The following is a 22,608-nucleotide window of genomic DNA, read 5'->3' on the forward strand; positions in this document are numbered from 1 at the left end:
AACAGTAATGGAAAAAATAGCTAGTTTTACAGTCAACCACCTTGATCTTGAACCGGGAATCTATGTTTCGAGAAAAGATAAAGTTGGACAGGAGACAATAACAACATTCGATCTTAGAATGACAGCACCCAATAAAGAGCCTGTTATGAACACAGCGGAAGTTCATACAATGGAGCATCTTGGAGCAACATTTTTAAGAAACGACGAAGAGTACAAGGACAGAACAATTTACTTTGGACCTATGGGTTGCAGAACAGGTTTTTACGTAGTTCTTGCAGGAGACCTTGATTCAAAAGATATCGTTCCTCTTGTCACAAGAATGTTCGAGTTTATGCGCGATTTCAAGGGAGAAGTTCCCGGAGCAAGCGCAAGAGATTGCGGAAATTATCTTGATATGAACCTTGGAATGGCAAACTTCCTTGCAAAGAGATATCTTGATAACACACTTTATAACATCACGGATAAGCACCTTGTTTATCCCGAATAATTAAGACAGAAAGAGAAAAAATATATGAAAATTGGAATTATTGGTGCCATGGAGGTTGAAGTTGCAACCTTAAAGAGCAACATGACAGTGAAAAATACCGTAAAAAAAGCTTCCATGGAGTTTTACGAAGGAACAATCGGAAACACTGAAGTAGTTGTAGTAAGAAGCGGAATCGGTAAAGTAAACGCAGGAATCTGCGTACAGATCCTTATCGACCTGTTTAACGTAACACACGTGATCAACACAGGAATCGCAGGATCGCTTAACGCAGATATAAATATCGGAGATATAGTTCTTTCAACAGATGCTTGCTATCACGATGTTGATGTCACAGTATTCGGATACAAGAAGGGCGAGATTCCCCAGATCGGCGCAGCTACATTCGAAGCAGACAAAGAGCTCAGAGAAAAGGCAAAGGCATCAATCAAGAAGGCAGCTCCCGATATCGGAGTTTTCGAAGGAAGAGTTTGCAGCGGAGACCAGTTTATCAGTAGCGCCGAAGTTAAGGACGCCATAATCAAAGAACACGGCGGACTTTGCACAGAGATGGAAGGTGCAGCAATCGCACAGGCAAGCTACCTTAACAACACTCCTTTTCTTATCATCAGGGCAATTTCAGATAAGGCTGACGGAGGCGCAGAAGTTGATTATCCCACATTCGAAGCTAAGGCAGCAAAAGACTGCGCAGCTATCGTAATGGAGATAATCGCAGAGCTCTAAGAAATTGCAGATTTAATCAGCTTTTTTCTGACAGCTTATAGATTAAAACATATAAATGACTTGGATTTATGAGAAAATCGCTCATGATCCAAGTCATTTTTTTCTGTAATCGCTTGATTAGGAAAAATATCTTTGATAAACTTTAGACGAATGGCGAAACCCAATTTCACGCGCCAAACAGGAGGATTTTATAATGGTTAGTTGGAACAATCTTGATACAATTAAATCCTATAACGATCTTGAAGGTATCAAACACGTTAATTTAGTTGAAGCTATGTCCGGGGAGAACGGAGCTAAGAGAGTTAAAGAGTACTCTGTTCCTATGGCAGCCGGCCTTGCATACAACTACGCAGCCAAGGAAGTTGATGATGATATTATCAATGCTCTTGATGCGCTTGCAAAAGAGACACAGCTTATCGAGAAGTTTGAGGCGCTTTATAACGGTGAAGTTATTAACACCGGGGAAAAGAGAATGGTTCTCCACCAGCTTACAAGGGGACAGCTTGGAAACAAGGTAGAAGCTGACGGAGTTGATAAAAGGGAATTCTATGTAAAAGAACAGAAGAGAATCGCAGATTTTGCAAATAAAGTTCACTCAGGTGAGATTGCAAACGCAAAGGGAGAGAAGTTCACAACTGTTGTACAGATCGGTATCGGCGGAAGTGATCTTGGTCCTCGCGCTATGTATCTTGCACTTGAGAACTGGGCACACAGAACAGGCAACTTCAAGATGGAAGCAAAATTCATCAGCAACGTAGATCCTGATGATGCATCTGCTGTACTTAACAGCATTGATGTTGCTCATTCAATCTTTATCCTGGTTTCAAAATCAGGAACAACACTTGAAACACTTACAAACGAGTCTTTCGTTACAGATGCGCTTAAGAAGGCAGGACTTGATCCTTCCAAGCACATGATCGCAGTTACATCAGAGACATCTCCTCTTGCAAAGAGCGAGAACTACCTTGAAGCATTCTTCATGGATGACTTCATCGGCGGACGTTACTCTTCAACATCAGGCGTTGGCGGAGCAGTGCTCTCACTTGCTTTCGGACCTGACGTGTTTGCGCAGTTCCTTGACGGTGCTGCAGAAGAGGACAAGCTTTCTGCAAATGCAGATCTTAAGAAAAACCCTGCTATGCTCGATGCACTTATCGGAGTTTATGAGCGCAACGTACTTGGTTACTCAAGCACAGCGGTTCTTCCTTACTCACAGGGACTTAGCCGTTTCCCCGCTCACCTTCAGCAGCTTGACATGGAGTCAAACGGAAAGAGCGTAAACCGTTTCGGTGAGCCTATCAACTATGTAACAGGCCCTATCATCTTCGGTGAGCCCGGAACAAACGGACAGCACTCATTCTACCAGCTCCTTCACCAGGGAACAGACATCATTCCTCTTCAGTTCATCGGCTTTAAGAACAGCCAGCTTCAGAATGATGTTGATATTCAGGGAAGCACAAGCCAGCAGAAGCTCTGCGCTAACGTAGCAGCTCAGATCGTTGCATTTGCATGTGGAAAAAAAGATGATAACCTCAACAAGAACTTCAAGGGCGGACGTCCTTCAAGTATCATCATCGGTGATGAGCTCAATCCTAAGTCACTCGGTGCACTTCTTGCTCACTTTGAGAACAAGGTTATGTTCCAGGGATTTGTATGGAACATCAACAGCTTCGATCAGGAAGGTGTTCAGCTTGGTAAGGTACTTGCAAAGAGAGTTCTTGCACACGAGACAGAAGGCGCTCTTACTGAGTATGCAAAGCTTTTGAACATTTGATCATTGACATGACGAATTAATCTGCTTACAATAGCAGTAACTTAATAAAAACTTCAGGGCAGGGTGAAAGTCCCTACCGGTGGTATAGCCCACGAGCCGCAAGGCAGAATCGGTGTGATTCCGATGCCGACAGTATAGTCTGGATGGAAGAAGTATGCAGAGCACTTAGCGATAAGTGAGATAAGAAATCTTTGATTTCTGTGATCGAACTTAGTTCCGGCGAGGCATTTATGCCGAGAGCAGAACATCATTAAGCAAAGCTCAGTTGAATAAAAAGCTTATAAGCACCCTGAACAAATTAAATTGTTCAGGGTGTTTTTTTGAGCAGAGCACTTAGCGAGGTATTAACGAGCTTAGTGCGAGCCATGGGGATGTACTTAATGAGCTTTTTTCGAATTTAGTACATATCCCATACAGCAGTAGTTTATTTTAAGCCCTGAACATTTTTTGTTCAGGGCTCATTTTTTTTCCAGAGCACTTAGAAGTTTTAGTACATATACCACAACAGAGGTCAACAAATGAATGATGAATTATATATGAAAAGAGCCATCGAGCTCGCAAAAAAAGGCACCGGTTTTGTTAATCCAAATCCGCTTGTAGGAGCTGTCATAGTAAAAGACGGCGTAATTATAGGTGAAGGATATCATGAAAAATTCGGAGAACTTCACGCAGAGAGAAACGCACTTAAAAACTGCAGTGAGTCTCCCGAAGGTGCAACCATATATGTGACACTTGAGCCGTGTTGTCATCACGGAAAGACACCACCTTGTACCGAGGCAATCATAGAAAACGGCATAAAGAGAGTTGTCGTGGGCGCACTTGATGTAAATCCACTTGTTGCGGGAAAAGGGGTACAGATACTTCGTAATCACGGAATAGAAGTTGTAACGGGAGTTCTTGCAGACGAGTGTACAGCATTAAACAAAGTCTTTAATAAATATATTTTGAAAAAGCGCCCTTACGTAGTCATGAAATATGCGATGACAGCAGATGGCAAGATTGCGACAGACACAGGCAAATCAAAGTGGATAACCTGTGAAGAATCAAGGAAAGAAGTACATGTCTTGAGAAACAGACTAATGGGAATAATGGTCGGAGTATCTACCGTTATTGCCGACGATCCGATGCTAAACTGCCGTCTTGATACGCCGCACAGAGATCCCGTCAGGATAATCTGCGATACGAACCTAAGGACACCGCTTGATTCAAAGGTTGTCCGGACAGCAGATACAAATAAGACAATAATAGCTACCGCTTCAGAAGATAAAGAGAAACTTTCCCAATATGAGAAAAAGGGCTGCAAGATAGTAAATGTCCCGATGAACTCTAAGGGAATAGATCTAAACATCCTGATGGAAAAACTTGGAGACCTTGGTATTGACGGAATACTCCTTGAAGGCGGCGGAACACTTAATAACAGCGCGCTTAGAGCACACATAGTTGATGAAGTTTACACATATATGGCACCTAAGATATTCGGAGGAATGGGAAAGAGTCCTGTAACAGGCATTTTTATAGATGAACCGGATGAGGCAATAGAACTTAATGTCACCGATATCTCCCGAATCGGAGATGATCTGCTTATAGAAAGCGAGGTTAAGTATAAATGTTTACCGGAATAATTGAGGAAATGGGGACAGTCAAGAGTATATCTAAAGGCTCTAAGGAAAGCACCCTGTGCATATCGTGTAAAAAGGTTTTGGAAGATGTAAATATCGGTGACAGTATCGCGGTAAACGGCATCTGCCTTACGGTTGTAACTTATACCGACAGCTCTTTTACCTGCGATGTTATGAATGAAACCTTTTCAAGATCGAGCCTTATGAAACTAAGAACGGGAAGTCCCGTAAATCTTGAAAGAGCCATGAGTGCTCAAGGGAGATTTGGCGGTCATATGGTTTCGGGACACATAGACGGAACCGGCAAGATAGCTTCGATAAAAAATGACGGAAATGCTGTCTGGTTCGAGATAAAGGCATCTGCCGGCATTATTGATGGAATTGTTGAAAAAGGTTCGATAGCAATAGACGGCATAAGCCTTACGGTTGCAAAGATGAGCGCATCATCTTTCAGCGTCTCGATCATTCCTCACACTTTAAAAGAAACAGTTTTGGGTGTTAGAAAAGTTGGGGACGAAGTCAATTTAGAAACAGACATTATTGGAAAGTACATAAAAAAATTTTGCGAGATAAATAAAGATAACGGAAGTATCACGAAAGAATTTCTTTTACAGAACGGGTTTTATTAAGGAGGATAGCAGAAATGGATAAGCAGCTTTTAGAGAAGGCACTTTCCGATTTGAGAGAAGGAAAAGTAATTGTAGTTGCTGATGATGAGAAAAGAGAGAATGAGGGGGATCTTATATGTGCGTCTGAGAATGTGACGGGTGAAGCCGTAAACTTTATGGCAAAGTACGGACGCGGGCTTATCTGCATGCCGATAAGCGAAGAAATTGCAAACAGGCTCTGCCTTAATCCTATGGTCAATAACAACACGGATAACCATGAGACGGCATTTACGGTTTCAATCGATCACAAGAACACAACGACGGGAATATCCGCAGATGAGAGAGCAATGACTGCAAGGATGTGTGCATCTGATGATTGTGATCCGTATGATTTAAGAAGGCCGGGACATCTTTTTCCCCTTGTTGCCAAAAGTGGTGGTGTTATAGAAAGACAGGGGCATACGGAAGCAACAGTGGATCTTCTTAAACTCGCAGGGCTTAAGGAATGCGGACTGTGCTGCGAGATTATGAAGGATGACGGCTCAATGATGCGCGAGGGCGATCTTAAGGAGTTTGCAAAAGAGCATGACCTTACGTACATAACGGTTGCCGATATCGCTGAGTACAGAAAGATTTACGATAACCTTGTAGAGTGTGTTTCAATCGCAAACATGCCGACTAAATACGGAAAATTCATGGCTCATTGCTACATTAACAAGATAAACGGTGAGCATCACGTGGCGCTTGTTATGGGAGATATCTCAGACGGAGAAGATGTTCTTTGCAGAGTGCATTCCGAGTGCCTTACGGGGGATGTCTTTGGTTCGATGCGATGTGACTGCGGACAGCAGCTTGATAAGGCGATGAAGATGATCGCTGAAGAGGGACGCGGAGTTCTTTTGTACATGCGTCAGGAAGGACGCGGAATCGGGCTTGTAAATAAGCTCAGAGCCTACAAATTGCAGGATGAGGGAGCAGATACCCTTGATGCAAACCTTGCGCTTGGATTCCCCGGAGATATGCGTGAATACTACACAGGAGCACAGATACTCAGAAAACTTGGAATTAGGTCACTTAATCTTTTGACCAACAATCCTGATAAGGTATATCAGCTTGAAGACTACGGAATTGAGATAGCAAATCGTGTTCCTATCGAGATAGAAGCCAATCCTTATGATAAATTTTATCTTCAGACAAAGAAAATCCGAATGGGGCATATCCTGAAGGTGTGACCGATTCGGAAATAGCGATTATATTGAGATTTTAATAAATGGGACCACAATGAACTCAGGGGCTAACATAGTTTTTGCAATTGATAGAGTTTAGTCCCTGACAACATTTAAATACAAATTCATAAATATTGATAAGGAGAAAAATATATGAGAGTTTATGAAGGAAATCTGGTATCGGAGAAAATTAAAGTAGGCATTGTAGTAGCAAGATTCAATGAATTTATCACGTCAAAGCTTCTTGGTGGTGCCGTAGATGCGCTTAAAAGAGAGAACGTAAATGATGATGACATTGAAGTTGCATGGGTTCCCGGCGCATTTGAGATTCCTCTTATCGCTGACAAGATGGCAAAGAGCGGCAAGTATGATGCAGTTATCTGCCTCGGCGCCGTTATCAGAGGATCGACATCACACTATGATTACGTTTGCGCGGAAGTTTCAAAAGGAGTTGCGCAGGTTAGCTTAAACAGCGGTATTCCCGTTATGTTCGGTGTCCTCACAACAGACAATATCGAACAGGCAATCGAAAGAGCCGGCACAAAAGCAGGAAACAAGGGCTTTGAATGCGCACAGGGCGCTATTGAGATGGTTAATCTTATCAGAAATTTGGGGTAAAAAGATATACGCGAGAAAATCCGGGATGTAAAAGTCTCGGATTTTTTTGTTTTATCATATATACGTTGACGTATATAATTAATGTTGACTGCTATATACGTTAGCGTATATAATTTGGACAAGAGATATATACGACAACGTATATAATGAGTGCGAGGTAGAAGATATGCTTATAGACGAGTATATAAAAAATAAGAAAATTTCTTTATACAAGTTGGCAGAATTATCCGGAGTATCATATCCGACAGTATATAATTTGGTGAATGGCAAATCTGATATAAATAATTGTGCCTTGGGCAAAGTTTTGCCAATAGCAAAAGCGTTGGATTTATCAGTGGAAGATTTAGTCTTTTTATGCAATCAGAAATATACATTCACATTATTCAAGAGTGAACAATGCCATTTGGTGAATCGTATGGGCCAGGTCGAGTATGTTATTGAGGTTCTGGAAGATAAGAAGATAGATCACTTTTGGAGATTATGTTGCTACGCTGAGGCAATGTATATGGTTGCCATGGTTGATTATCTCAGCAGATTAAATGATATTCCCAAATGTACAAACTACAACTACATCAGAAGTCAAAAATTAAAAGAAAAGATTTATCCTATTGATGCGGTTATAGAAAAAAAGTTGACCAATAAAAATTCGCTTCTGAAAAAAATGGAAAAAGATGCTATTCCTGAATTTTTAGCATTCAATATTGTCGAGGGAGATGTGATACATGGCTGATAATGATATCTTTTATTCAAAAGAAAATTTGGATAATTATCTTAAACAAGTAGGTAAAGTGTTTAGAAAGCTTAATGGAAAATATACTGATGCGGAAATTATATTGATAGGTGGAGCAGCAATTGTATCAAGATTTGGTTTCCGTAATTCAACAACAGATATAGATGCATTTATAAGAGCATCTTCTGTTATGAAAGATGCCATAAATATTGTTGGTGATGAAAATGGATTAAAAAGCGGTTGGCTCAATGATGATTTTAAAAAGACTCGCTCATATTCTGATAAGATACCGCAATATTCAATTCCATATAAAACCTTTTCAAATATTCTTCATGTCAGAACTATGCCCGGACCATATATTATTGCAATGAAATTAGCTTCACTGCGTCCTTATAAATATGACAGGTCTGATATTATTGGGGTCATCTCAGAAGAAAAAATAAGTAAAGAGGATATCATTACCGCAGTGGAAAATCTATACGGAAGTATCGATTCTTTACAGCATTCTAAAGAGGCAGTGGCTTTTTTAGATGAAATCTATAGTTCCATAGATTTAAAAAATCTCTATGATGAGGAACGAAGTAGCGAGAGGAAAAACTTTCAGCTCCTCAAAAACGCGGAAGCATATGGAGAACAGTTATCTTCTGATAATTTGTCAGAGGTACTGGAAAGGGCAAAGAAGATAGCATCTGAGAGAAAGCAAAAATAATAATACTCGTATTACGTTGTGTTTTTCTCATATCAATATCATCCATAACTAGCTTGAATCAGGGTACAGATATCCCCAAGACAGGTCAATATCAAACCGAAACTTTTCATTATCCCATCATTCTTTATCTATAGTGCATGAATTAATAAATTCATCTTTTACAGCTTCGCTTTCACTGTCACCGTCTGTATAAGTTATTGTAATATCAAATGCTGCATCATCTGTTACGATTTCACGGAAATAAGTGCGTGTGCCTGCTACATCAAGTATTGAATTATAAAAATAATCATCACCTATCTCTGACTCGAAATCAGCTCCTACAGAACTATCATACTGTTTCTTTAAGAATTCTTCTTTGTTCTCAGCTTCAACCGGCACATTTGCCCAGACGTACTCAGCTACCTCAATCTCCATGCCAAGACTTTCATTCTTATATGTATGAGTATAGCCGCCTGCAGCATTACCTTTCTCATAACCTTCGGGATGTACCGAAGCATCCTCAAATCCCTCCGGAATCACATATTTAAGTCCATGTACAGTCACAAACTCAACTCCTGCCTCTGCAGGCTGCTCCTCAATAACAAGGATATTGCCATCCTCCGGCGATGTTTTTGAACATCCCGCAAGAAGTACTGTTCCCGTAAGCACAATAATAAACAATATATTTCTTCTCATAAAATAATTACCCACTAACATTTTTTTGCATGTATTTCTTGCACATCATTTCTTTCGAGAAGAAAGAAGCAAAATGATAAATATTATTATCAAAAAAGCATAAAACCCATATTGAAGTAGCATCATTACAGTTGCTACCAAAAGACAAGATATCCCAACCCAAAATAATCCCATATCATTACTCCAATAACTTAAACTTTCATTTAATGGTTTTGATGATAGAATTATCTCACTTAAGTTGTCCCATAATCCTCTCAGAATTTTTTTTGCTCTGGCTCAAATTTTAATCTTAAATTTTTCCAGATAGACCTTATCTTCATCCAAGAAAACGGTCTCTATATATTCGCCTCCGTTAGAAAGAATAGTTTTTTTACTTGATTCATTTTCAGGAAGACAACTGACAATGATTTCTTCAAAACCAAAGCTCGAAAGAAAATCTACTGCTTTAGCAAGCATTTTTTTTGCATAACCCTTTCTTCTTTCTGATGGGCGAACAGAATATCCAACATGTCCTGTATAATTCTTCATTCTCTCAGTGAGAACGTTGTGAACCTGCATGCAGCCAACCATTTTCATATCAGACTTTCTTATGGCCAGAAGCACATTTCCCCAGGCTCCACGCTCATCTGCTTCCCTTCTGGGATTAGCCCATTCAATGCAATGATCAACATATTCTTTTATATTTGGCATTCTTTTCATAGAAAAACATCCGTCAAAAGAAGAATCAGCATCAAGCATTTCCTGTCTATATGCCGCTATTTCTTTTTCAAAATTCATGGAAGGTTCAACAAAAAGAAGTTCTTCATCCGGTAGATTTTCGCCCGGAATATATTCAACGCTGAATTTCTCACATATTATTTTGGACTCTTGATTAAAAGGCATATCTGTCTCATCAAGACATTCTTTGAAAAAATTTGTGTGAACATTGCGCCAATACTCTAGCGACCTATTGCCTTCGCCTTCTGCATAAGCATGGAAGGGCGGTACATCGCCAAAAGGTCTGATATAGACGTCATAGTCTCTGATTACGCAAACGGCTTCATCCTTGCTGTTCAGGATTACACTGTAATCTCCGACTTTTGGAATTTCATCCGTAATATCCTTCATGACATATTCATCATATGAACTTGCAGTTCCAAACTTCTTTCCCTGTAAAACCAATTCTGCAAGCTTATCAGTATCACTTTCTTCTATACCTCCAAAGCCCCATGCTTCGTAAGGTGTGTTTATATCAACATTCTTTTTTGAGCAAAACTCTGCCCATAATTCTTTTTCTGTCATTATGCTATCCTCGTGTTGTTAGTATGTAGAAATGTCAAAAAACAATGTTCAGCTGACTTTATTTAATGTAAGTCATATTGCATCTATATTTTCTTTATCATGATCATTTCCATAGGTTGCTCATATCCCGGAATATCTACGATAAATCCGCCACAATCCTTGTAACCAAGCTTGCGATAAAAATGTTGTGCATCCTCATCGACCTGAGTAGATGTCATGATCATTCCGTAGCCTTGTGATTTCATATCCTGTTCCCAGTATTCAATCATCTGCTTTCCGTAGCCTTTACTGCGATAAGTAGAATCAATAAAGAGCATTGTGCAAAACGGCGTATTGTCCCAGAAAAGGTTATATCTAAGCACACCGATAACCTTTTCATCTTCAACATAAACATACCCCTGCTTGCATGCTACCTTTTCATCAAATACCGCTTCAGGTAGATGCTTATCGAGGGAGTACCATGATTCTTTATCTTTGAGTTCAACGAGTCTTATCATAGTTATCCTCCGGAAAAAATTATCTCAATTCATTTTTTACGAATACATCAAATCTGGGCAAAGTAAGTTTTATCATTCCTCTGCCTGAAACATCGATAAGTCCTTTATCTCTAAGCCTTTCCCTGTACTGTGAGAACTCGTTTTTCTTTTGCTTGGTTAGTTCAAGCAGTTCGGAAACAGGCATGACATCTTTTTTCACTATAAATGACATAAACCATTTGTCCTTTTCGGACAGCTCTGACCACATCTTCTTATAAACATAGTGACTAAGTGCTTCATCAAATTTTATAAGTACAGATTCGGTTAATTCATGATTTTTTTCTTCCCAGATGTATTTACCCAAGGCTTGATAAGCAAAGGGATAGCCCTTTGTAATAAGTGCCATATCCATTGCTTTTTCTCTATCGATTCCGAATACCTTTGAATACTTCGCAGCAATTAAAGTAAGGTTAAGCGGCTCCATCTCATATTGCGGTGTTCTGTATAAAAAAGTGAGATTCTTTGCGTTTTTCAAATTGCTGATGTTTTCATAAAGGCCTGCCATCAGTAGGAAAATAGGCAGTTCTTCTCTTATAAGAATCTGAAAGCTGCTCGCAAATTCTTTCATATAGGCGGTGTTTGACACCTCATCGACAGTTACTAGAACTTTTTTCTTTTTCTTTCGAACTTCTTTCAGCATTATCTCGAGCGCGGATTCAATGTCTGCAACAGGAGATTTGGTCTTGATATTAAGGCCAATTCCGAACTTCGAAAGATTAAGATTTGCATCAACAAATTTTGTCACGAATTCTCTGCTGTCATATAGCTTGCCTACTAAGCTTTCGAGCATATTTCTCTCGGCGTTAAGCCTTATTACGATCCAGTCCTCTGACGCGGAAATCTTTTTCTCAATTGCGGTCATGGTTACAGTCTTACCACTTCCTCTGGTTCCTGTGAGCATGAAGCAAGTATTCTGCGAATCTTCGTCAGTCATCTCCTGAACAATCTCATCGATTATCAGCTCTCTGCTTATATACTGACTGGGGACTTTTCCAAAATTTATAACAAAAGGATTTCGTTCCATGTGTGGCTCCTTTCTATATACATTTATATACTTTGTGAATGCTTATATACTTCTATATACTTTTTATTAAATTATATACTTTTATATACTTTGCATCAAATACTCATAGCAGTGAATGATTCATACCATATCCCGCGATAATGAATCCTTATTGCTAGAGATAAAATGTATTGAATTTTCAACAGGCGCCTCCGATGATACTATGATTCCATCCCAAGCGGACAGAGAATTACAGAAGTATAGGAGAAAAGATATTATGAAAAAGTTAGCAGCAGCACTATTAACAGTCAGTGTTTTTGGAACAATACTTACAGGATGCGGAAATGCGGAGGTGGCAGAAGCTGAGGCAAATACAGCAGGAGAAGCATCAGCGGAGGCAGGAAGCGAAGCAGGACAGGCTAAAGAAGCGGGAGCAAAGACAACCTACGAGACAGCAAAAGAAAACGGATATATCACATTTGCAACAGAAGGAACTTACGCACCGTATTCATTCCATGATGAAAGTGATAAGCTCACAGGTTTTGATATCGAAGTTGCACAGGCTATAGCAGACAAGCTCGGCCTTGAAGCAAAGTTTACAGAGACTCAGTGGGACGGAATCATAGCAGGTCTTGATGCAGGAAAGTATGATGCCATCGCAAACCAGGTTTCAATCACAGATGAGAGAAAAGAGAAATATCTTTTCTCAGATCCATATACATATGTATACGGCGTTGTAATCGTAAACGGTGACAACACAGATATAAACAGCTTTGAAGAACTCAAGGGAAAAGATGTTGCACTTACAGTTACAAGTAACTGGGCAGAACTTGCAGAGAGCTACGGTGGCAAGATTGTTTCAACAAACGGATTTTCAGAGTCAATCCAGCTTGTTATTCAGGGACGTGCGGATGCGACAGTAAATGACAACGTTACTTTCCTTGATTACAAGGCAAACCAGCCTGATGCAAATGCAAAGGTTGTAGCAACTTCCGATGAAGCAACAGAGTCTGCAATCCTTATCAGAAAAGATGACAGCGATCTTCAGGAAGCAGTTAACACAGCACTTAAAGAGCTTCGCGATGACGGAACACTTAAGAGCATTTCAGAGAAGTACTTCGGAGAGGATATAACAGTTGCACACTGACAGTGCAAAAAGACGGTGAATACTATGAGCGCAAGATTACTAAAAATAATAGCGGACGCACTTCCGAAAATTCTGCTAAGCGGGATTACAGTTACAGTTCCGCTGACACTCATTTCTTTTGCAATCGGAATGATACTGGCAATTGTAGTGGCAGTGGTACGAGTGCTGAAAATAAAAGTACTCTCTGAATTCTTTAGATTTTATGTGTGGGTATTCAGAGGAACGCCGCTACTTGTACAATTGTTTATCATCTTTTACGGATTGCCGGGAGTAGGGCTCAATATTCCCGCACTTCCGTCAGCTATCATAGCATTTTCGTTAAACGTGGGAGCATACGCTTCCGAGACGATACGAGGAGCGATAATCTCTGTGCCGAAGAGCCAGACAGAAGGAGCGATTGCATGCGGACTGACATCATGGCAGGCGATATACCATATAGTCCTTCCGCAAGCGATAAAGGCATGCATCCCCGCTCTTTTCAACACTTTTATCTCGTTGGTAAAAGACACATCACTTGCAGCAAACATCACGATAACCGAGATGTTTATGAAGACACAGAGAATCGTTGCCACAACCTATGAGCCGCTTGCTCTTTACATAGAGGTTGCGCTCATATATCTATTGTTTAGTACGGGACTTACATATTTGCAGAAATATGCGGAAAAGAAGCTAAGCTATAACTCGCGAAAAGTGCAGACCGCATAAGGAGAAAATAAGATGATAAAGCTACAGGGATTGCACAAGTCATATGGAGCAAAAACTATATTAAGCGGAATAGACCTTGAAGTTAATAAAGGAGAGACAGTAACGATAATCGGACCTTCGGGCGCAGGAAAATCCACAGCCCTAAGGTGCATCAATCTCCTTGAAACTCCCGATAAAGGGACGCTTACAATCGGGGAAAAGAGCTACGACCTTGCAAAACTAACGAGCAAAGAAATCCTTGAGATCAGACAGTCGACAGCAATGGTCTTCCAGAATTTCAGCCTTTTTGAAAACAAGACTGCGCTCCAGAATATAACGCTTCCGCTCATCAAGGCAAAAAAGATAAATAAGTATGAAGCGGAAAAGATTGCTATTGAGAATCTTGATCAGGTAGGTCTGCTTGAATGGAAAGACCACTACCCTTCACAGCTTTCCGGAGGCCAGCAGCAAAGAGTCGGAATAGCGCGTGCACTTGCACTTAAGCCTGAAGTCATTCTTTTTGATGAACCGACAAGCGCGCTCGATCCCGAGAAAGTACAGGATGTTCTCGAGATAATAAAAAGAATCTCAAAAGAGCAGCACATAACTTCCGTCATCGTTACCCATGAGCTTGAATTTGCTCTCGATGTTGCGGACAAGATTATGTTCCTTGCAGACGGAAGAGTTGTTGAGGAAGGAACGGCAAAAGAAGTACTCAAAAACCCAAAGGATGATAGGACGATAAAGTTCCTCGGACATTTTGCGGATAAGCTTGAATATGTGATATAAGATGTAAAAATATGGATATTTTCAAAAAACTTATTATCGGTTTTGTGAAAATATCTATATTTTTTTACAATTATCTTCAATATGCACACTTGTTTACAAAATATGGTATACTAAAAATAAGTAGGGGGTTATTATGCGATTCCGTACGAAACTCATTATCACTTCAGTGGTGATTGTTATATTTCCTCTTTTCCTTGCATTTGGAATGTTCTTAATGGGTGGAAGGTATATTGTGCGTAAACAACAGGCTGCCCAGGAACATTCAGGGTCTGTCGATTACAATATGGTTTCAAATCCAATCGAAGCATTTGCAATGGGAACGGATAGATTAATAAATGATATAGAAGAGGAGAGACTTGTTCACCCTTTTATTTTGGAAAACCCGGAAGTACTTCAGAATATTAATGAGAAAGTAGCCTCTTTGTATTCATATATAATCGTGAAAAGAGGAGATGCTAATTTTTATGTTGCTGATGAAAATGCAGAAGCCGCTGAGAGCGTAATAGATGAGCTCAGTTATGGAAGTAGTGTTAACAGCATATATGTATTACCGGAGTCCAAATTATTTGTAAGACAGTATAATTTTATTTTTTCAACAGGGGAACCCGGAAGTCTTTATATCATTTCAGGAATAAAAGCGGAATTCCCCAAATCACTTATTATATACATGACCGTGTCGATAGTAATTATACTTTTACTTACGAGTATCTTGCTTACGACATGGATAGGAAGAAGCTTTTTCAAACCAATTGATGAGCTTAATATTGCAATGCAGCACATCAAGGACGGTAACTTTGATTATATACTTCCGACGGATGTCAAAGAAAAGGGCGAGATAGGCGCTATCTACAGAAACTACGAGGACATGCGCCTTAGGCTTAAGGAATCTGCGGAAGAGAAGATAGAACGAGAACGGCAGAACAGGGAGCTTATCAGCAATATTTCTCATGATCTTAAGACTCCCATAACTGCCATAAAAGGATATTCACAGGGACTTATGGAAGGCGTTGCAGCCAATCCCGAGATGCAGCACAAGTACGTTAAGATTATTTATAACAAGGCAAATGATATGAATAATCTTATCAATGAGCTGACTCTTTACTCCAGTATCGACAACAACAGAATTCCGTATAACTTTGTAAAGCTGGGTGTTGCGGAGTATTTCGGAGATTGTATTGAAGAAATCGGTGCAGACCTTGAGAGCAAGTCGATAAAGCTTAATTATTCGAACTTAACGGGGCCCGATACGCAGATAGTTGCAGATCCCGAGCAGCTTAAGAGAGTTGTGAACAACATAGTGAGCAACAGTGTTAAGTATCTCGACAGGGATGACGGAACGGGACAGATCGACATAAGGATATTGGACGAAGTCGATTCAATCCGCGTTGAACTTGAAGATAACGGAAAGGGTATAGCACAGAAAGACATTCCGAATATCTTCGACAGATTCTACAGAACGGATGCTTCCAGAAATTCCAAGCAGGGAGGAAGCGGAATAGGTCTTTCTATCGTAAAGAAGATCATAGAAGATCATGGCGGATATATATGGGCAACAAGCCATGAGGGAGAGGGAACGTGTATGCATTTCGTGCTCAGAAAGTACATTGAATTTGCAGGCGGTTCCGAAACAGTTACAGTTGACCATAATACTTAAAGAAAGGCAGAAGAGTGTATGAGCAGAATACTTATTGTTGAGGATGAAGAGGCGATCGCTGACCTTGAGAAAGACTATTTGGAACTTAGCGACTTTGAGGTAGCTATCGAGAACACCGGAGATGCGGGACTTCGCACGGCACTTGCTGAGGAGTTTGATCTTGTTATCCTGGATCTCATGCTTCCGGGTATGGACGGATTCGAAGTTTGTAAGCACATAAGGGAAAAGAAAGATGTGCCTATCCTCATGGTTTCCGCCAAGAAGGATGACATCGATAAAATAAGAGGACTGGGACTTGGAGCAGATGATTACATCACAAAGCCTTTCAGTCCTTCGGAACTTGTTGCGCGAGTTAAGGCACATATGGCAAGATACTCAAGACTTGTCGGATCGGGACATGAGAGCAATGACTTTGTTGAGATCAGAGGTCTTAAGATCGACAAGACTGCAAGAAGAGTATATGTGGATGATGAGGAAAAGAGCTTTACCACAAAAGAGTTCGATCTTCTCACATTCCTTGCTGAGAACCCCAACCACGTATTTACCAAGGAAGAACTTTTCAGAAAAATCTGGAACATGGATTCCATCGGTGATATCGCAACGGTAACCGTTCATATCAAAAAAATCCGTGAGAAGATTGAATACGACACATCAAATCCTCAGTATATAGAGACAATCTGGGGAGTTGGTTACAGATTTAAGGTTTGATTATGTGTTATGCAGTATAGAAAGATTCTTTTGACATTTTATCTGATAATGCTTTCTACGATCCTTCCTATCTATATGAAGGACGGGTATTATATGCTCGGAGAGGAAAAGTGGAATATATACATGATAATAAGCGCTGCCATTGCGGGGCTTATTATTTTTGCGTACATTTCTGAGTTTATCGAAAAAGGTGTGGAGAAATCGGAGATACGAAACCTGTTTAAAGTATTTCTCTGCCTTAATCTTATCAATCTCGCTGTTTCCATCGATCACAAAGTAAGTTTCTGGGGACTTGAAGGATGGCGAACGGGATTTATCACGTTTATACTGATGATGTTCTTCTGCTTTGTCTATTCTGAAGGAATCGTTATCAACGGATATCTTCTTGCTGCGATATTCCTTACCCCCTTTGTTATCGCTATTCTTGTTATAGCGGAGCGCTTTGGCGTGAATATCCTCAGCGTTTCGGGTGCAGATCCGTCATTTTTGGCGTGCGTCGGAAACATCAATTGGTATGCGGGATATCTTTCTATATTTGCGCCTCTTGGAATTGGCTTTGCCGTGACACGTGAGCTTTTTGGAAAGCAGTTCTACTTTTGGAGTTTCTACAGCGTGGTTGTCTTAATGGCTCTGTTTGTTCAGGGAAGCGACAGTGCTCTTTTGACCCTGATCGGTACATACGGCCTTCTTATCTGGTATTGCCTCTATGAAAAAGAGAGACTGCAGGCGCTTATGATACAGCTCTTTGTCCTTGGCCTTGCCATGTTTGAGGTAAAGATCTTATTGGGAATCTTTCCCGGAAAATATACATATTCGGACAATATCTTAATCAAAATCTGCGATATGAACGGCGGAATATTCTTCATGACCGTGGGACTTTTGCTATACATGATAGTATCGCTTTCCAAAGAGAGCGAAGAAAGCAGTCTTCGTGGCGAAAAATACAGAAAGATATACAAGACTTTCGTCTGCATTATAGCAACATTGGGACTTGCGTATGTGATTGTAAGATTTGATGATCTTGCGGGTAACGGACGCGGCACAATATGGCGCATTACGCTTGATATGTACAAAGAGCTCCCTTCATTTAGGAAAGTTGTAGGTGTGGGAAGAGACTGCTTTAGCGCATATGCTTATTCAAAGCCTGTGCGCGCGGAGCTTCTTATAAATGAGTTTGGTGAAAACAGACTTACCAACGCGCACAGTATTTTCCTTACTGAGCTTATTGAAGGTGGACTAGCGGGACTTGTAGGAATGCTGTTTATTGCTTTTTACGTACTTGCAAGTCTTAAGAAATGCGATAAAGAAAAGGGGCCCGCAGCTATTATCTGCGCGCTCCCTATAGTTTCATATTATCTTAACGGAATGGTATCTTTTTCCCAGGTGTTATCAACCCCTTATGCGTTCATCTGTCTGGGACTGGGGCTGTATATAGCAAACAGCGGCGAATCACAGGTCGGGAATGGGGATTGATTCATCAAGTTCATGGAAAAAAGTTCTTGTCTTAATGATGCCTCTGACGGCGTCATTATATTCATAGAGGAAATGTTCGTTTATATTATCTTCTCCATACATCATTACACGGCCTGAATAGGCTTGAAGAATAGAGATATATCGCTTATCCTGGTCGAACATATTCAGTATCTCATCTTTTCTGCGGCGGGGATGTTTTGCAGCAAATTTTCTAATGTCTAACTGCAGATCTACCGGAAGATTTTTCTCACTTTCTTTAACTGTGTGAAGGATCCGGTCGTACTTCTTGTCGTCGATCTTTTTAAATCTGTCGACAAATTCCAAACAGCAACCGTTATCAGGCAATAAGAGTCTGACTCTGTCATCGCCGTAAACATCTTCTATGACTGCAACAATGTTGGGAACAACGGGCTTTCCGCTGTAATCAAGTAAAATGACTTTATCACCCTTTTTGTACATAGGCACCTCGCTTTTTCCGTAAAAGACAGCCGATGTTTCCCTTTTATTATAACATGGTCATTAACATGATTGCGAACTATTTATTTCTTTTTTAAGTTATTTTTAGGTTCGGCTAATAAAATTTTTAGGGAGGTGAAAAATTCATTCGGAAAGGAGAAGGAATGGCAGGGTTCAAAGATGTGTTTCAAAGAATTGAAGTTAAATATCTGCTTGATGATGAGCAATATACAAAGCTCATGAAAAAGCTTGAGAATATGGCCAAAGTGGACAGCTATGGTAAGACTTCCATCCAGAACATTTATTTTGATACACCTGACTTTAAACTGATCGAAAGATCTTTGGAGAAGCCCGTTTATAAGGAGAAACTTCGTCTTAGAAGTTATGGAACGGCCAAAGATGACACAACATCTTTTATCGAGATCAAGAAAAAGTTTAAGGGAGTTGTATACAAAAGAAGAATTTCAATGCCATATTCAGAAGCGGTTGACTACCTTATGAATCATAAGGAGCCAAAGGAAAAGTCTCAGATTTCCAATGAGATAGACTATTTCCTTAAGTATTACAAGGGGCTTGCACCTGCGATGGTTATTTCGTATGACCGTATCGCGATGGTGGGGATAAATGACCCTGAACTTAGGATCACATTTGATACAAATATCAGATGGAGAACCGATAAGCTTAGTCTCAAGGAGGGCAATGCCGGACATGATATCTTGCTTCCGGGACAGCACCTTATGGAGCTTAAGATCGCCGGAGCTATGTCTCCTGAACTGGCTAATATCCTTGACGAGCTTAATATCAGAAAGACATCTTTTTCCAAGTACGGAAGAGGATATCTTGAGTATATGTATGGCCAGACAACTGAAATGGCCAACAAAGGTATCATACCTAAGAAAGAAGACAAATCAAAGATTGTTGCACTGCGTAGAGCAGTATGACAAAGACATAATGACAAGTTGAAGGGAGTATTGACAGCATGACAACGACAGACATAGTTTTCGGCACAATAATGCCTAACGGCACGATTACAGGTTTGACATTTATTATCTCTATTCTATGTTCTTTGGCAATTGGCGTATATATTGCTTTTATGTACACCATAAAAAATGATTACACCGGTAGCTTTGTAATGGCGTTGGCGCTGATACCGGCGATAGTACAGGTTATCATCATGTTGGTAAACGGAAACATCGGAGCGGGAGTTGCGGTAGCGGGAGCATTCTCACTTGTCCGCTTCAGATCTGCACCGGGTTCGGGAAAAGAGATAACTAGCATATTCCTTTCAATGGCGGCAGGTTTGGCAACCGGGATGGGATATATCGGGATAGCAGTGATTTTCGTAGTTTTTATCACACTTGCAAACCTGATCTTTTCAAACATTAATATGTTTAATGGTGCTAACGGTGAAAAATATCTTAAGATCACAGTTCCCGAGGGACTTGATTTTGAAGGAATATTTGATGACATATTTGAAAGATACACTAACAAGGCTGAACTGATGGAAGTAAGGACCACAGCAATGGGAAGCCTTTACAGACTTAGCTACAAAGTAGTATTGAGAGCAAAAGCTTCAACAAAGAGCATGCTCGACGAAATGCGTGAAAGAAACGGAAATCTGGAGATTATCTGTTCAAGGTCTATAGCTTCAAAGACTGAGGAATTGTAATCTCGAAAAACACTTTTTTCTTGCTCGAAGGATGCACAAAACCAAATCGGTAGCAGGCAAGACACACGTTGGTCTTTCCTACTTTTTCGGAATACTCAAGGGACTCTTTTGTTCCGTATTTCCTATCGCCGAGGATGGGGTGTCCCATGTGAGCAAGTTGTACCCTGATCTGGTGGAAACGCCCGGTCTGAAGCTTTATTTTCAAAAGCGATGAGTTTTCATCTCTTTGCATAACCTCATAGTCGAGAACAGCTTTCTTTATCTCTCCGGAAAAAATACGCTGTTCTTGGCCCTTACCCAGGATGATGGTCTGGTTCTTTAGTGAGTTTGCCTCCTTTCTACTCACTACGAGCGCCAGGCCATCGTTCTGTTTTCTTACAAGAAGATCTTCAAGATGTCCGGCGTCGTCTGCCATGTTTCCGTAGCAAAGGGCATAGTAGTACTTGTCGGTGGTATGTTCTTTTATCTGCTTGGCGATAAAAGTGGCTGCTGCTTTATTTTTGGCAACGACAACGACACCCTCTACGGGCTGATCGAGTCTGTAGAGGGTTCCGACATATGGAGGCTTGCCGGTTTTGCCGGCCGCTCTGTTTTTGCGTGCAAGATAATTACGAATGCTGCTCACAAGGTCCATCTTGCCGACCGTAGCGCCTTCTGTCGCCATTCCGGCAGGCTTGTGGCAAACAATAATGTCATTATCTTCATGTATTATCTTAAGTGTAGTATTCATAGCACCTTATTTATTCTTTTGTGTATTTTTGGTCTGTTGTTTCGGAAGCGTTACGACAAATCTTATTATTTTGTCGCCGTCTCGAAGCGCTTCGATCGTTCCGCTGTGGGAAGTGGCGATAGCCCTTGCAACGGAAAGACCTATGCCGTATCCGCCCGTTTCCCTGCTTCTTGATAAGTCGGCTCTGTAGAAACGGTCAAAGAGCCTGTCCAGATTACCGTAAGGAATTGTATCACAGGTATTGGAAACTTCAAAGACAATGTGCTTATTCACAGACAACAGCACGTGGATGCTTCCGTATGAAGACGAATATTTAAAAGCGTTGTCTATAAGCAGGCAGGCGAGCTGGTTCATTGAGCTCTTGTTACCTACAATATGTATTCCGTCCGGAATATCGATCTTGTAGTTTTTTTCCTGTGCTTCAGCAATCGGTTCAAAAGAAACTGCAGCATCCTTGAGCGTTTCGCTAAGGTCGAAGTCTGTAAATACAACGTGCATGCGCTCTTCGTCCATTCTCGAAAGAGTCAGCATGTTCTTTACAAGGCTGTTCATGCGCTTTAGCTGATTCCGTATGCTCGTTGTCCATTCGTTTTTGCCCTGCTCAAGCTCAAGAACATCGATGTTTGCTGATATTACAGCGAGAGGGGTTTTGAGCTCGTGGCCTGCATCCGTGATAAATCTCTTTTGCTTCTCCAAGGATTCAACGGCAGGTGCAACAGCCTGTCCGGAAAAAAGAAATACCAGAATAAACATGGCAATAAGTGCCAGTACGCCTATTGCCAGCGATTGGATCATTAGGTGCTTGGCGTTTATTATTGCGGTACTAAGATCCAGAAACAGCAGAAGTTTCGTGCCGTCTTCGGCATCTGATATCAGATATCTGTAGGAATGATAAAATCCGAGCTTTCTTGAGTTTGAAAAGTACAGGTCTTTTGCATATTCCTCTGCTATATCGTGAGAGACGGATGCAATGTGCACGGTATTTATCCTGATCGTATTGGCATAAGAGTCCATTTTTACCCAGAAATATCGTGCCTGAAAGGGCGACTCAGTCGAATGATTGGAGTTGATCACGTCCCAATCGAAAGAACCGGTATTATTTTTGGAAAAAGTGACTTTCGGTGCTTTGTTATAAAGAATCTTTGCCGGAAAGTATCCGTTATTTGATGAGAGGATTGCCAGCATGTTGTCTGCATCAGAAACGACCTGATGCATGTTGATGGCATTTATGATGCCGATCATCGTAACAAGAATCAGGAGCAGTGATAAAATTGCGGTTATAACAAATTTTTTTCTTAATTTATTTACCATC

General features: G+C 40.7%; 24 protein-coding genes and 1 riboswitch. Of the genes, 17 read left to right on the plus strand and 7 right to left on the minus strand.

The features are described 5' to 3' along the window. Nucleotides 1–7 precede the first annotated feature (7 nt). From DL92_RS0107415 to DL92_RS0107455, 9 genes are all read left to right on the plus strand, one after another. Nucleotides 8–487 (plus strand): S-ribosylhomocysteine lyase, encoded by a 480-nt coding sequence (locus tag DL92_RS0107415; RefSeq protein WP_026656280.1) that lies wholly within the window; start codon nt 8–10, stop codon nt 485–487. Between the two features lie 24 nt (nt 488–511). After that, nucleotides 512–1,207 carry a 5'-methylthioadenosine/adenosylhomocysteine nucleosidase gene (locus tag DL92_RS0107420; RefSeq protein ID WP_026656279.1) on the plus strand — a complete coding sequence of 232 codons (696 nt, stop codon included), beginning with the start codon at nt 512–514 and terminating at the stop codon, nt 1,205–1,207. A 193-nt stretch (nt 1,208–1,400) separates the two neighbouring features. Then, a complete protein-coding gene (locus DL92_RS0107425) occupies nt 1,401–2,981 on the plus strand; it encodes a glucose-6-phosphate isomerase (protein WP_026667318.1) in 1,581 nt (526 codons plus the stop codon). Between the two features lie 45 nt (nt 2,982–3,026). Then, a riboswitch (FMN riboswitch) is annotated at nt 3,027–3,140 on the plus strand. 359 nt (nt 3,141–3,499) lie between these two features. After that, nucleotides 3,500–4,603: a bifunctional diaminohydroxyphosphoribosylaminopyrimidine deaminase/5-amino-6-(5-phosphoribosylamino)uracil reductase RibD gene (ribD, locus tag DL92_RS0107430; RefSeq protein WP_026667319.1), complete on the plus strand. Its 1,104-nt coding sequence runs from the start codon at nt 3,500–3,502 to the stop codon at nt 4,601–4,603. After that, complete coding sequence (locus tag DL92_RS0107435; protein ID WP_026656276.1) at nt 4,588–5,229, plus strand: riboflavin synthase; 642 nt, start codon at nt 4,588–4,590, stop codon at nt 5,227–5,229. The genes ribD and DL92_RS0107435 overlap by 16 nt, the downstream gene beginning before the upstream one ends. 14 nt (nt 5,230–5,243) lie before the next feature. Next, on the plus strand, nt 5,244–6,440 hold the full coding sequence (locus DL92_RS0107440) for a bifunctional 3,4-dihydroxy-2-butanone-4-phosphate synthase/GTP cyclohydrolase II (protein ID WP_026667320.1): 1,197 nt from the start codon (nt 5,244–5,246) through the stop codon (nt 6,438–6,440). Between the two features lie 147 nt (nt 6,441–6,587). Then, nucleotides 6,588–7,052: a 6,7-dimethyl-8-ribityllumazine synthase gene (gene ribH / locus DL92_RS0107445; RefSeq protein ID WP_026656274.1), complete on the plus strand. Its 465-nt coding sequence runs from the start codon at nt 6,588–6,590 to the stop codon at nt 7,050–7,052. Between the two features lie 166 nt (nt 7,053–7,218). Further along, nucleotides 7,219–7,782 (plus strand): helix-turn-helix domain-containing protein, encoded by a 564-nt coding sequence (locus DL92_RS18590; protein WP_051625259.1) that lies wholly within the window; start codon nt 7,219–7,221, stop codon nt 7,780–7,782. Then, nucleotides 7,775–8,491, plus strand: coding sequence for a DUF6036 family nucleotidyltransferase (locus DL92_RS0107455; protein WP_026667321.1), 717 nt, complete (start codon nt 7,775–7,777; stop codon nt 8,489–8,491). The genes DL92_RS18590 and DL92_RS0107455 overlap by 8 nt, the downstream gene beginning before the upstream one ends. A gap of 117 nt (nt 8,492–8,608) precedes the next feature. Here the strand turns inward: DL92_RS0107455 and DL92_RS0107460 are convergent, their stop codons facing one another. The 4 genes from DL92_RS0107460 to DL92_RS0107480 all read right to left on the minus strand — a co-directional run bounded on the left by DL92_RS0107460 (nt 8,609) and on the right by DL92_RS0107480 (nt 12,007). Then, nucleotides 8,609–9,166: a hypothetical protein gene (locus DL92_RS0107460; protein ID WP_034468653.1), complete on the minus strand. Its 558-nt coding sequence runs from the start codon at nt 9,164–9,166 to the stop codon at nt 8,609–8,611. A gap of 276 nt (nt 9,167–9,442) precedes the next feature. Continuing rightward, nucleotides 9,443–10,447, minus strand: a complete 1,005-nt coding sequence (locus DL92_RS20690) for a GNAT family N-acetyltransferase (protein ID WP_081816852.1) — start codon at nt 10,445–10,447, stop codon at nt 9,443–9,445. 83 nt (nt 10,448–10,530) lie between these two features. After that, entirely contained in the window at nt 10,531–10,944 is a 414-nt protein-coding gene (locus DL92_RS0107475) for a GNAT family N-acetyltransferase (RefSeq protein ID WP_034468655.1), read from the minus strand. 19 nt (nt 10,945–10,963) lie between these two features. Next, nucleotides 10,964–12,007 carry an ATP-binding protein gene (locus DL92_RS0107480; RefSeq protein WP_026667323.1) on the minus strand — a complete coding sequence of 348 codons (1,044 nt, stop codon included), beginning with the start codon at nt 12,005–12,007 and terminating at the stop codon, nt 10,964–10,966. Nucleotides 12,008–12,263: 256 nt separating this feature from the next. Here DL92_RS0107480 and DL92_RS0107485 point away from each other — a divergent pair, with 256 nt between their 5' ends. The 6 genes from DL92_RS0107485 to DL92_RS0107510 all read left to right on the plus strand — a co-directional run bounded on the left by DL92_RS0107485 (nt 12,264) and on the right by DL92_RS0107510 (nt 18,441). Further along, nucleotides 12,264–13,133 (plus strand): amino acid ABC transporter substrate-binding protein, encoded by an 870-nt coding sequence (locus DL92_RS0107485; RefSeq protein WP_026667324.1) that lies wholly within the window; start codon nt 12,264–12,266, stop codon nt 13,131–13,133. 24 nt (nt 13,134–13,157) lie between these two features. Continuing rightward, nucleotides 13,158–13,838, plus strand: a complete 681-nt coding sequence (locus DL92_RS0107490) for an amino acid ABC transporter permease (protein ID WP_026656263.1) — start codon at nt 13,158–13,160, stop codon at nt 13,836–13,838. Between the two features lie 12 nt (nt 13,839–13,850). Next, nucleotides 13,851–14,606, plus strand: coding sequence for an amino acid ABC transporter ATP-binding protein (locus DL92_RS18605; RefSeq protein WP_034468661.1), 756 nt, complete (start codon nt 13,851–13,853; stop codon nt 14,604–14,606). A gap of 133 nt (nt 14,607–14,739) precedes the next feature. After that, nucleotides 14,740–16,260: a sensor histidine kinase gene (locus tag DL92_RS18610; RefSeq protein WP_026656261.1), complete on the plus strand. Its 1,521-nt coding sequence runs from the start codon at nt 14,740–14,742 to the stop codon at nt 16,258–16,260. 18 nt (nt 16,261–16,278) lie between these two features. Beyond that, entirely contained in the window at nt 16,279–16,968 is a 690-nt protein-coding gene (locus tag DL92_RS0107505; protein WP_026656260.1) for a response regulator transcription factor, read from the plus strand. 9 nt (nt 16,969–16,977) lie between these two features. Further along, nucleotides 16,978–18,441 carry an O-antigen ligase family protein gene (locus DL92_RS0107510; RefSeq protein ID WP_026667325.1) on the plus strand — a complete coding sequence of 488 codons (1,464 nt, stop codon included), beginning with the start codon at nt 16,978–16,980 and terminating at the stop codon, nt 18,439–18,441. Here the strand turns inward: DL92_RS0107510 and DL92_RS0107515 are convergent. Further along, nucleotides 18,418–18,900 carry a hypothetical protein gene (locus DL92_RS0107515; RefSeq protein ID WP_026667326.1) on the minus strand — a complete coding sequence of 161 codons (483 nt, stop codon included), beginning with the start codon at nt 18,898–18,900 and terminating at the stop codon, nt 18,418–18,420. The two genes, DL92_RS0107510 and DL92_RS0107515, sit on opposite strands and share 24 nt — an antisense overlap. 161 nt (nt 18,901–19,061) lie before the next feature. Here DL92_RS0107515 and DL92_RS0107520 point away from each other — a divergent pair, with 161 nt between their 5' ends. Together DL92_RS0107520 and DL92_RS0107525 are read left to right on the plus strand one after the other, a co-directional pair. After that, nucleotides 19,062–19,838, plus strand: coding sequence for a polyphosphate polymerase domain-containing protein (locus tag DL92_RS0107520; RefSeq protein WP_026667327.1), 777 nt, complete (start codon nt 19,062–19,064; stop codon nt 19,836–19,838). Nucleotides 19,839–19,876: 38 nt separating this feature from the next. After that, nucleotides 19,877–20,566: a DUF4956 domain-containing protein gene (locus tag DL92_RS0107525; RefSeq protein ID WP_034468666.1), complete on the plus strand. Its 690-nt coding sequence runs from the start codon at nt 19,877–19,879 to the stop codon at nt 20,564–20,566. Here the strand turns inward: DL92_RS0107525 and DL92_RS0107530 are convergent. Both DL92_RS0107530 and DL92_RS18615 read right to left on the minus strand, forming a co-directional pair. Beyond that, on the minus strand, nt 20,538–21,296 hold the full coding sequence (locus DL92_RS0107530) for an RluA family pseudouridine synthase (RefSeq protein ID WP_026667329.1): 759 nt from the start codon (nt 21,294–21,296) through the stop codon (nt 20,538–20,540). The two genes, DL92_RS0107525 and DL92_RS0107530, sit on opposite strands and share 29 nt — an antisense overlap. A gap of 6 nt (nt 21,297–21,302) precedes the next feature. After that, nucleotides 21,303–22,607 (minus strand): sensor histidine kinase, encoded by a 1,305-nt coding sequence (locus DL92_RS18615; protein WP_051625260.1) that lies wholly within the window; start codon nt 22,605–22,607, stop codon nt 21,303–21,305. Between the last annotated feature and the right edge of the window lies 1 nt (nt 22,608).

The organism is Butyrivibrio sp. AE2005 (assembly GCF_000686965.1).
GTDB lineage: Bacteria > Bacillota > Clostridia > Lachnospirales > Lachnospiraceae > Butyrivibrio > Butyrivibrio hungatei_A.

Bases quoted from the DNA above. Each gene is read 5' to 3' on its own strand.
- DL92_RS0107415 (WP_026656280.1), top strand. From the start codon at position 8: ATGGAAAAAATAGCTAGTTTTACAGTCAACCACCTTGATCTTGAACCG.
- DL92_RS0107420 (WP_026656279.1), top strand. From the start codon at position 512: ATGAAAATTGGAATTATTGGTGCCATGGAGGTTGAAGTTGCAACCTTA.
- DL92_RS0107425 (WP_026667318.1), top strand. From the start codon at position 1,401: ATGGTTAGTTGGAACAATCTTGATACAATTAAATCCTATAACGATCTT.
- ribD (WP_026667319.1), top strand. From the start codon at position 3,500: ATGAATGATGAATTATATATGAAAAGAGCCATCGAGCTCGCAAAAAAA.
- DL92_RS0107435 (WP_026656276.1), top strand. From the start codon at position 4,588: ATGTTTACCGGAATAATTGAGGAAATGGGGACAGTCAAGAGTATATCT.
- DL92_RS0107440 (WP_026667320.1), top strand. From the start codon at position 5,244: ATGGATAAGCAGCTTTTAGAGAAGGCACTTTCCGATTTGAGAGAAGGA.
- ribH (WP_026656274.1), top strand. From the start codon at position 6,588: ATGAGAGTTTATGAAGGAAATCTGGTATCGGAGAAAATTAAAGTAGGC.
- DL92_RS18590 (WP_051625259.1), top strand. From the start codon at position 7,219: ATGCTTATAGACGAGTATATAAAAAATAAGAAAATTTCTTTATACAAG.
- DL92_RS0107455 (WP_026667321.1), top strand. From the start codon at position 7,775: ATGGCTGATAATGATATCTTTTATTCAAAAGAAAATTTGGATAATTAT.
- DL92_RS0107460 (WP_034468653.1), bottom strand. From the start codon at position 9,166: ATGAGAAGAAATATATTGTTTATTATTGTGCTTACGGGAACAGTACTT.
- DL92_RS20690 (WP_081816852.1), bottom strand. From the start codon at position 10,447: ATGACAGAAAAAGAATTATGGGCAGAGTTTTGCTCAAAAAAGAATGTT.
- DL92_RS0107475 (WP_034468655.1), bottom strand. From the start codon at position 10,944: ATGATAAGACTCGTTGAACTCAAAGATAAAGAATCATGGTACTCCCTC.
- DL92_RS0107480 (WP_026667323.1), bottom strand. From the start codon at position 12,007: ATGGAACGAAATCCTTTTGTTATAAATTTTGGAAAAGTCCCCAGTCAG.
- DL92_RS0107485 (WP_026667324.1), top strand. From the start codon at position 12,264: ATGAAAAAGTTAGCAGCAGCACTATTAACAGTCAGTGTTTTTGGAACA.
- DL92_RS0107490 (WP_026656263.1), top strand. From the start codon at position 13,158: ATGAGCGCAAGATTACTAAAAATAATAGCGGACGCACTTCCGAAAATT.
- DL92_RS18605 (WP_034468661.1), top strand. From the start codon at position 13,851: ATGATAAAGCTACAGGGATTGCACAAGTCATATGGAGCAAAAACTATA.
- DL92_RS18610 (WP_026656261.1), top strand. From the start codon at position 14,740: ATGCGATTCCGTACGAAACTCATTATCACTTCAGTGGTGATTGTTATA.
- DL92_RS0107505 (WP_026656260.1), top strand. From the start codon at position 16,279: ATGAGCAGAATACTTATTGTTGAGGATGAAGAGGCGATCGCTGACCTT.
- DL92_RS0107510 (WP_026667325.1), top strand. From the start codon at position 16,978: ATGCAGTATAGAAAGATTCTTTTGACATTTTATCTGATAATGCTTTCT.
- DL92_RS0107515 (WP_026667326.1), bottom strand. From the start codon at position 18,900: ATGTACAAAAAGGGTGATAAAGTCATTTTACTTGATTACAGCGGAAAG.
- DL92_RS0107520 (WP_026667327.1), top strand. From the start codon at position 19,062: ATGGCAGGGTTCAAAGATGTGTTTCAAAGAATTGAAGTTAAATATCTG.
- DL92_RS0107525 (WP_034468666.1), top strand. From the start codon at position 19,877: ATGACAACGACAGACATAGTTTTCGGCACAATAATGCCTAACGGCACG.
- DL92_RS0107530 (WP_026667329.1), bottom strand. From the start codon at position 21,296: ATGAATACTACACTTAAGATAATACATGAAGATAATGACATTATTGTT.
- DL92_RS18615 (WP_051625260.1), bottom strand. From the start codon at position 22,607: ATGGTAAATAAATTAAGAAAAAAATTTGTTATAACCGCAATTTTATCA.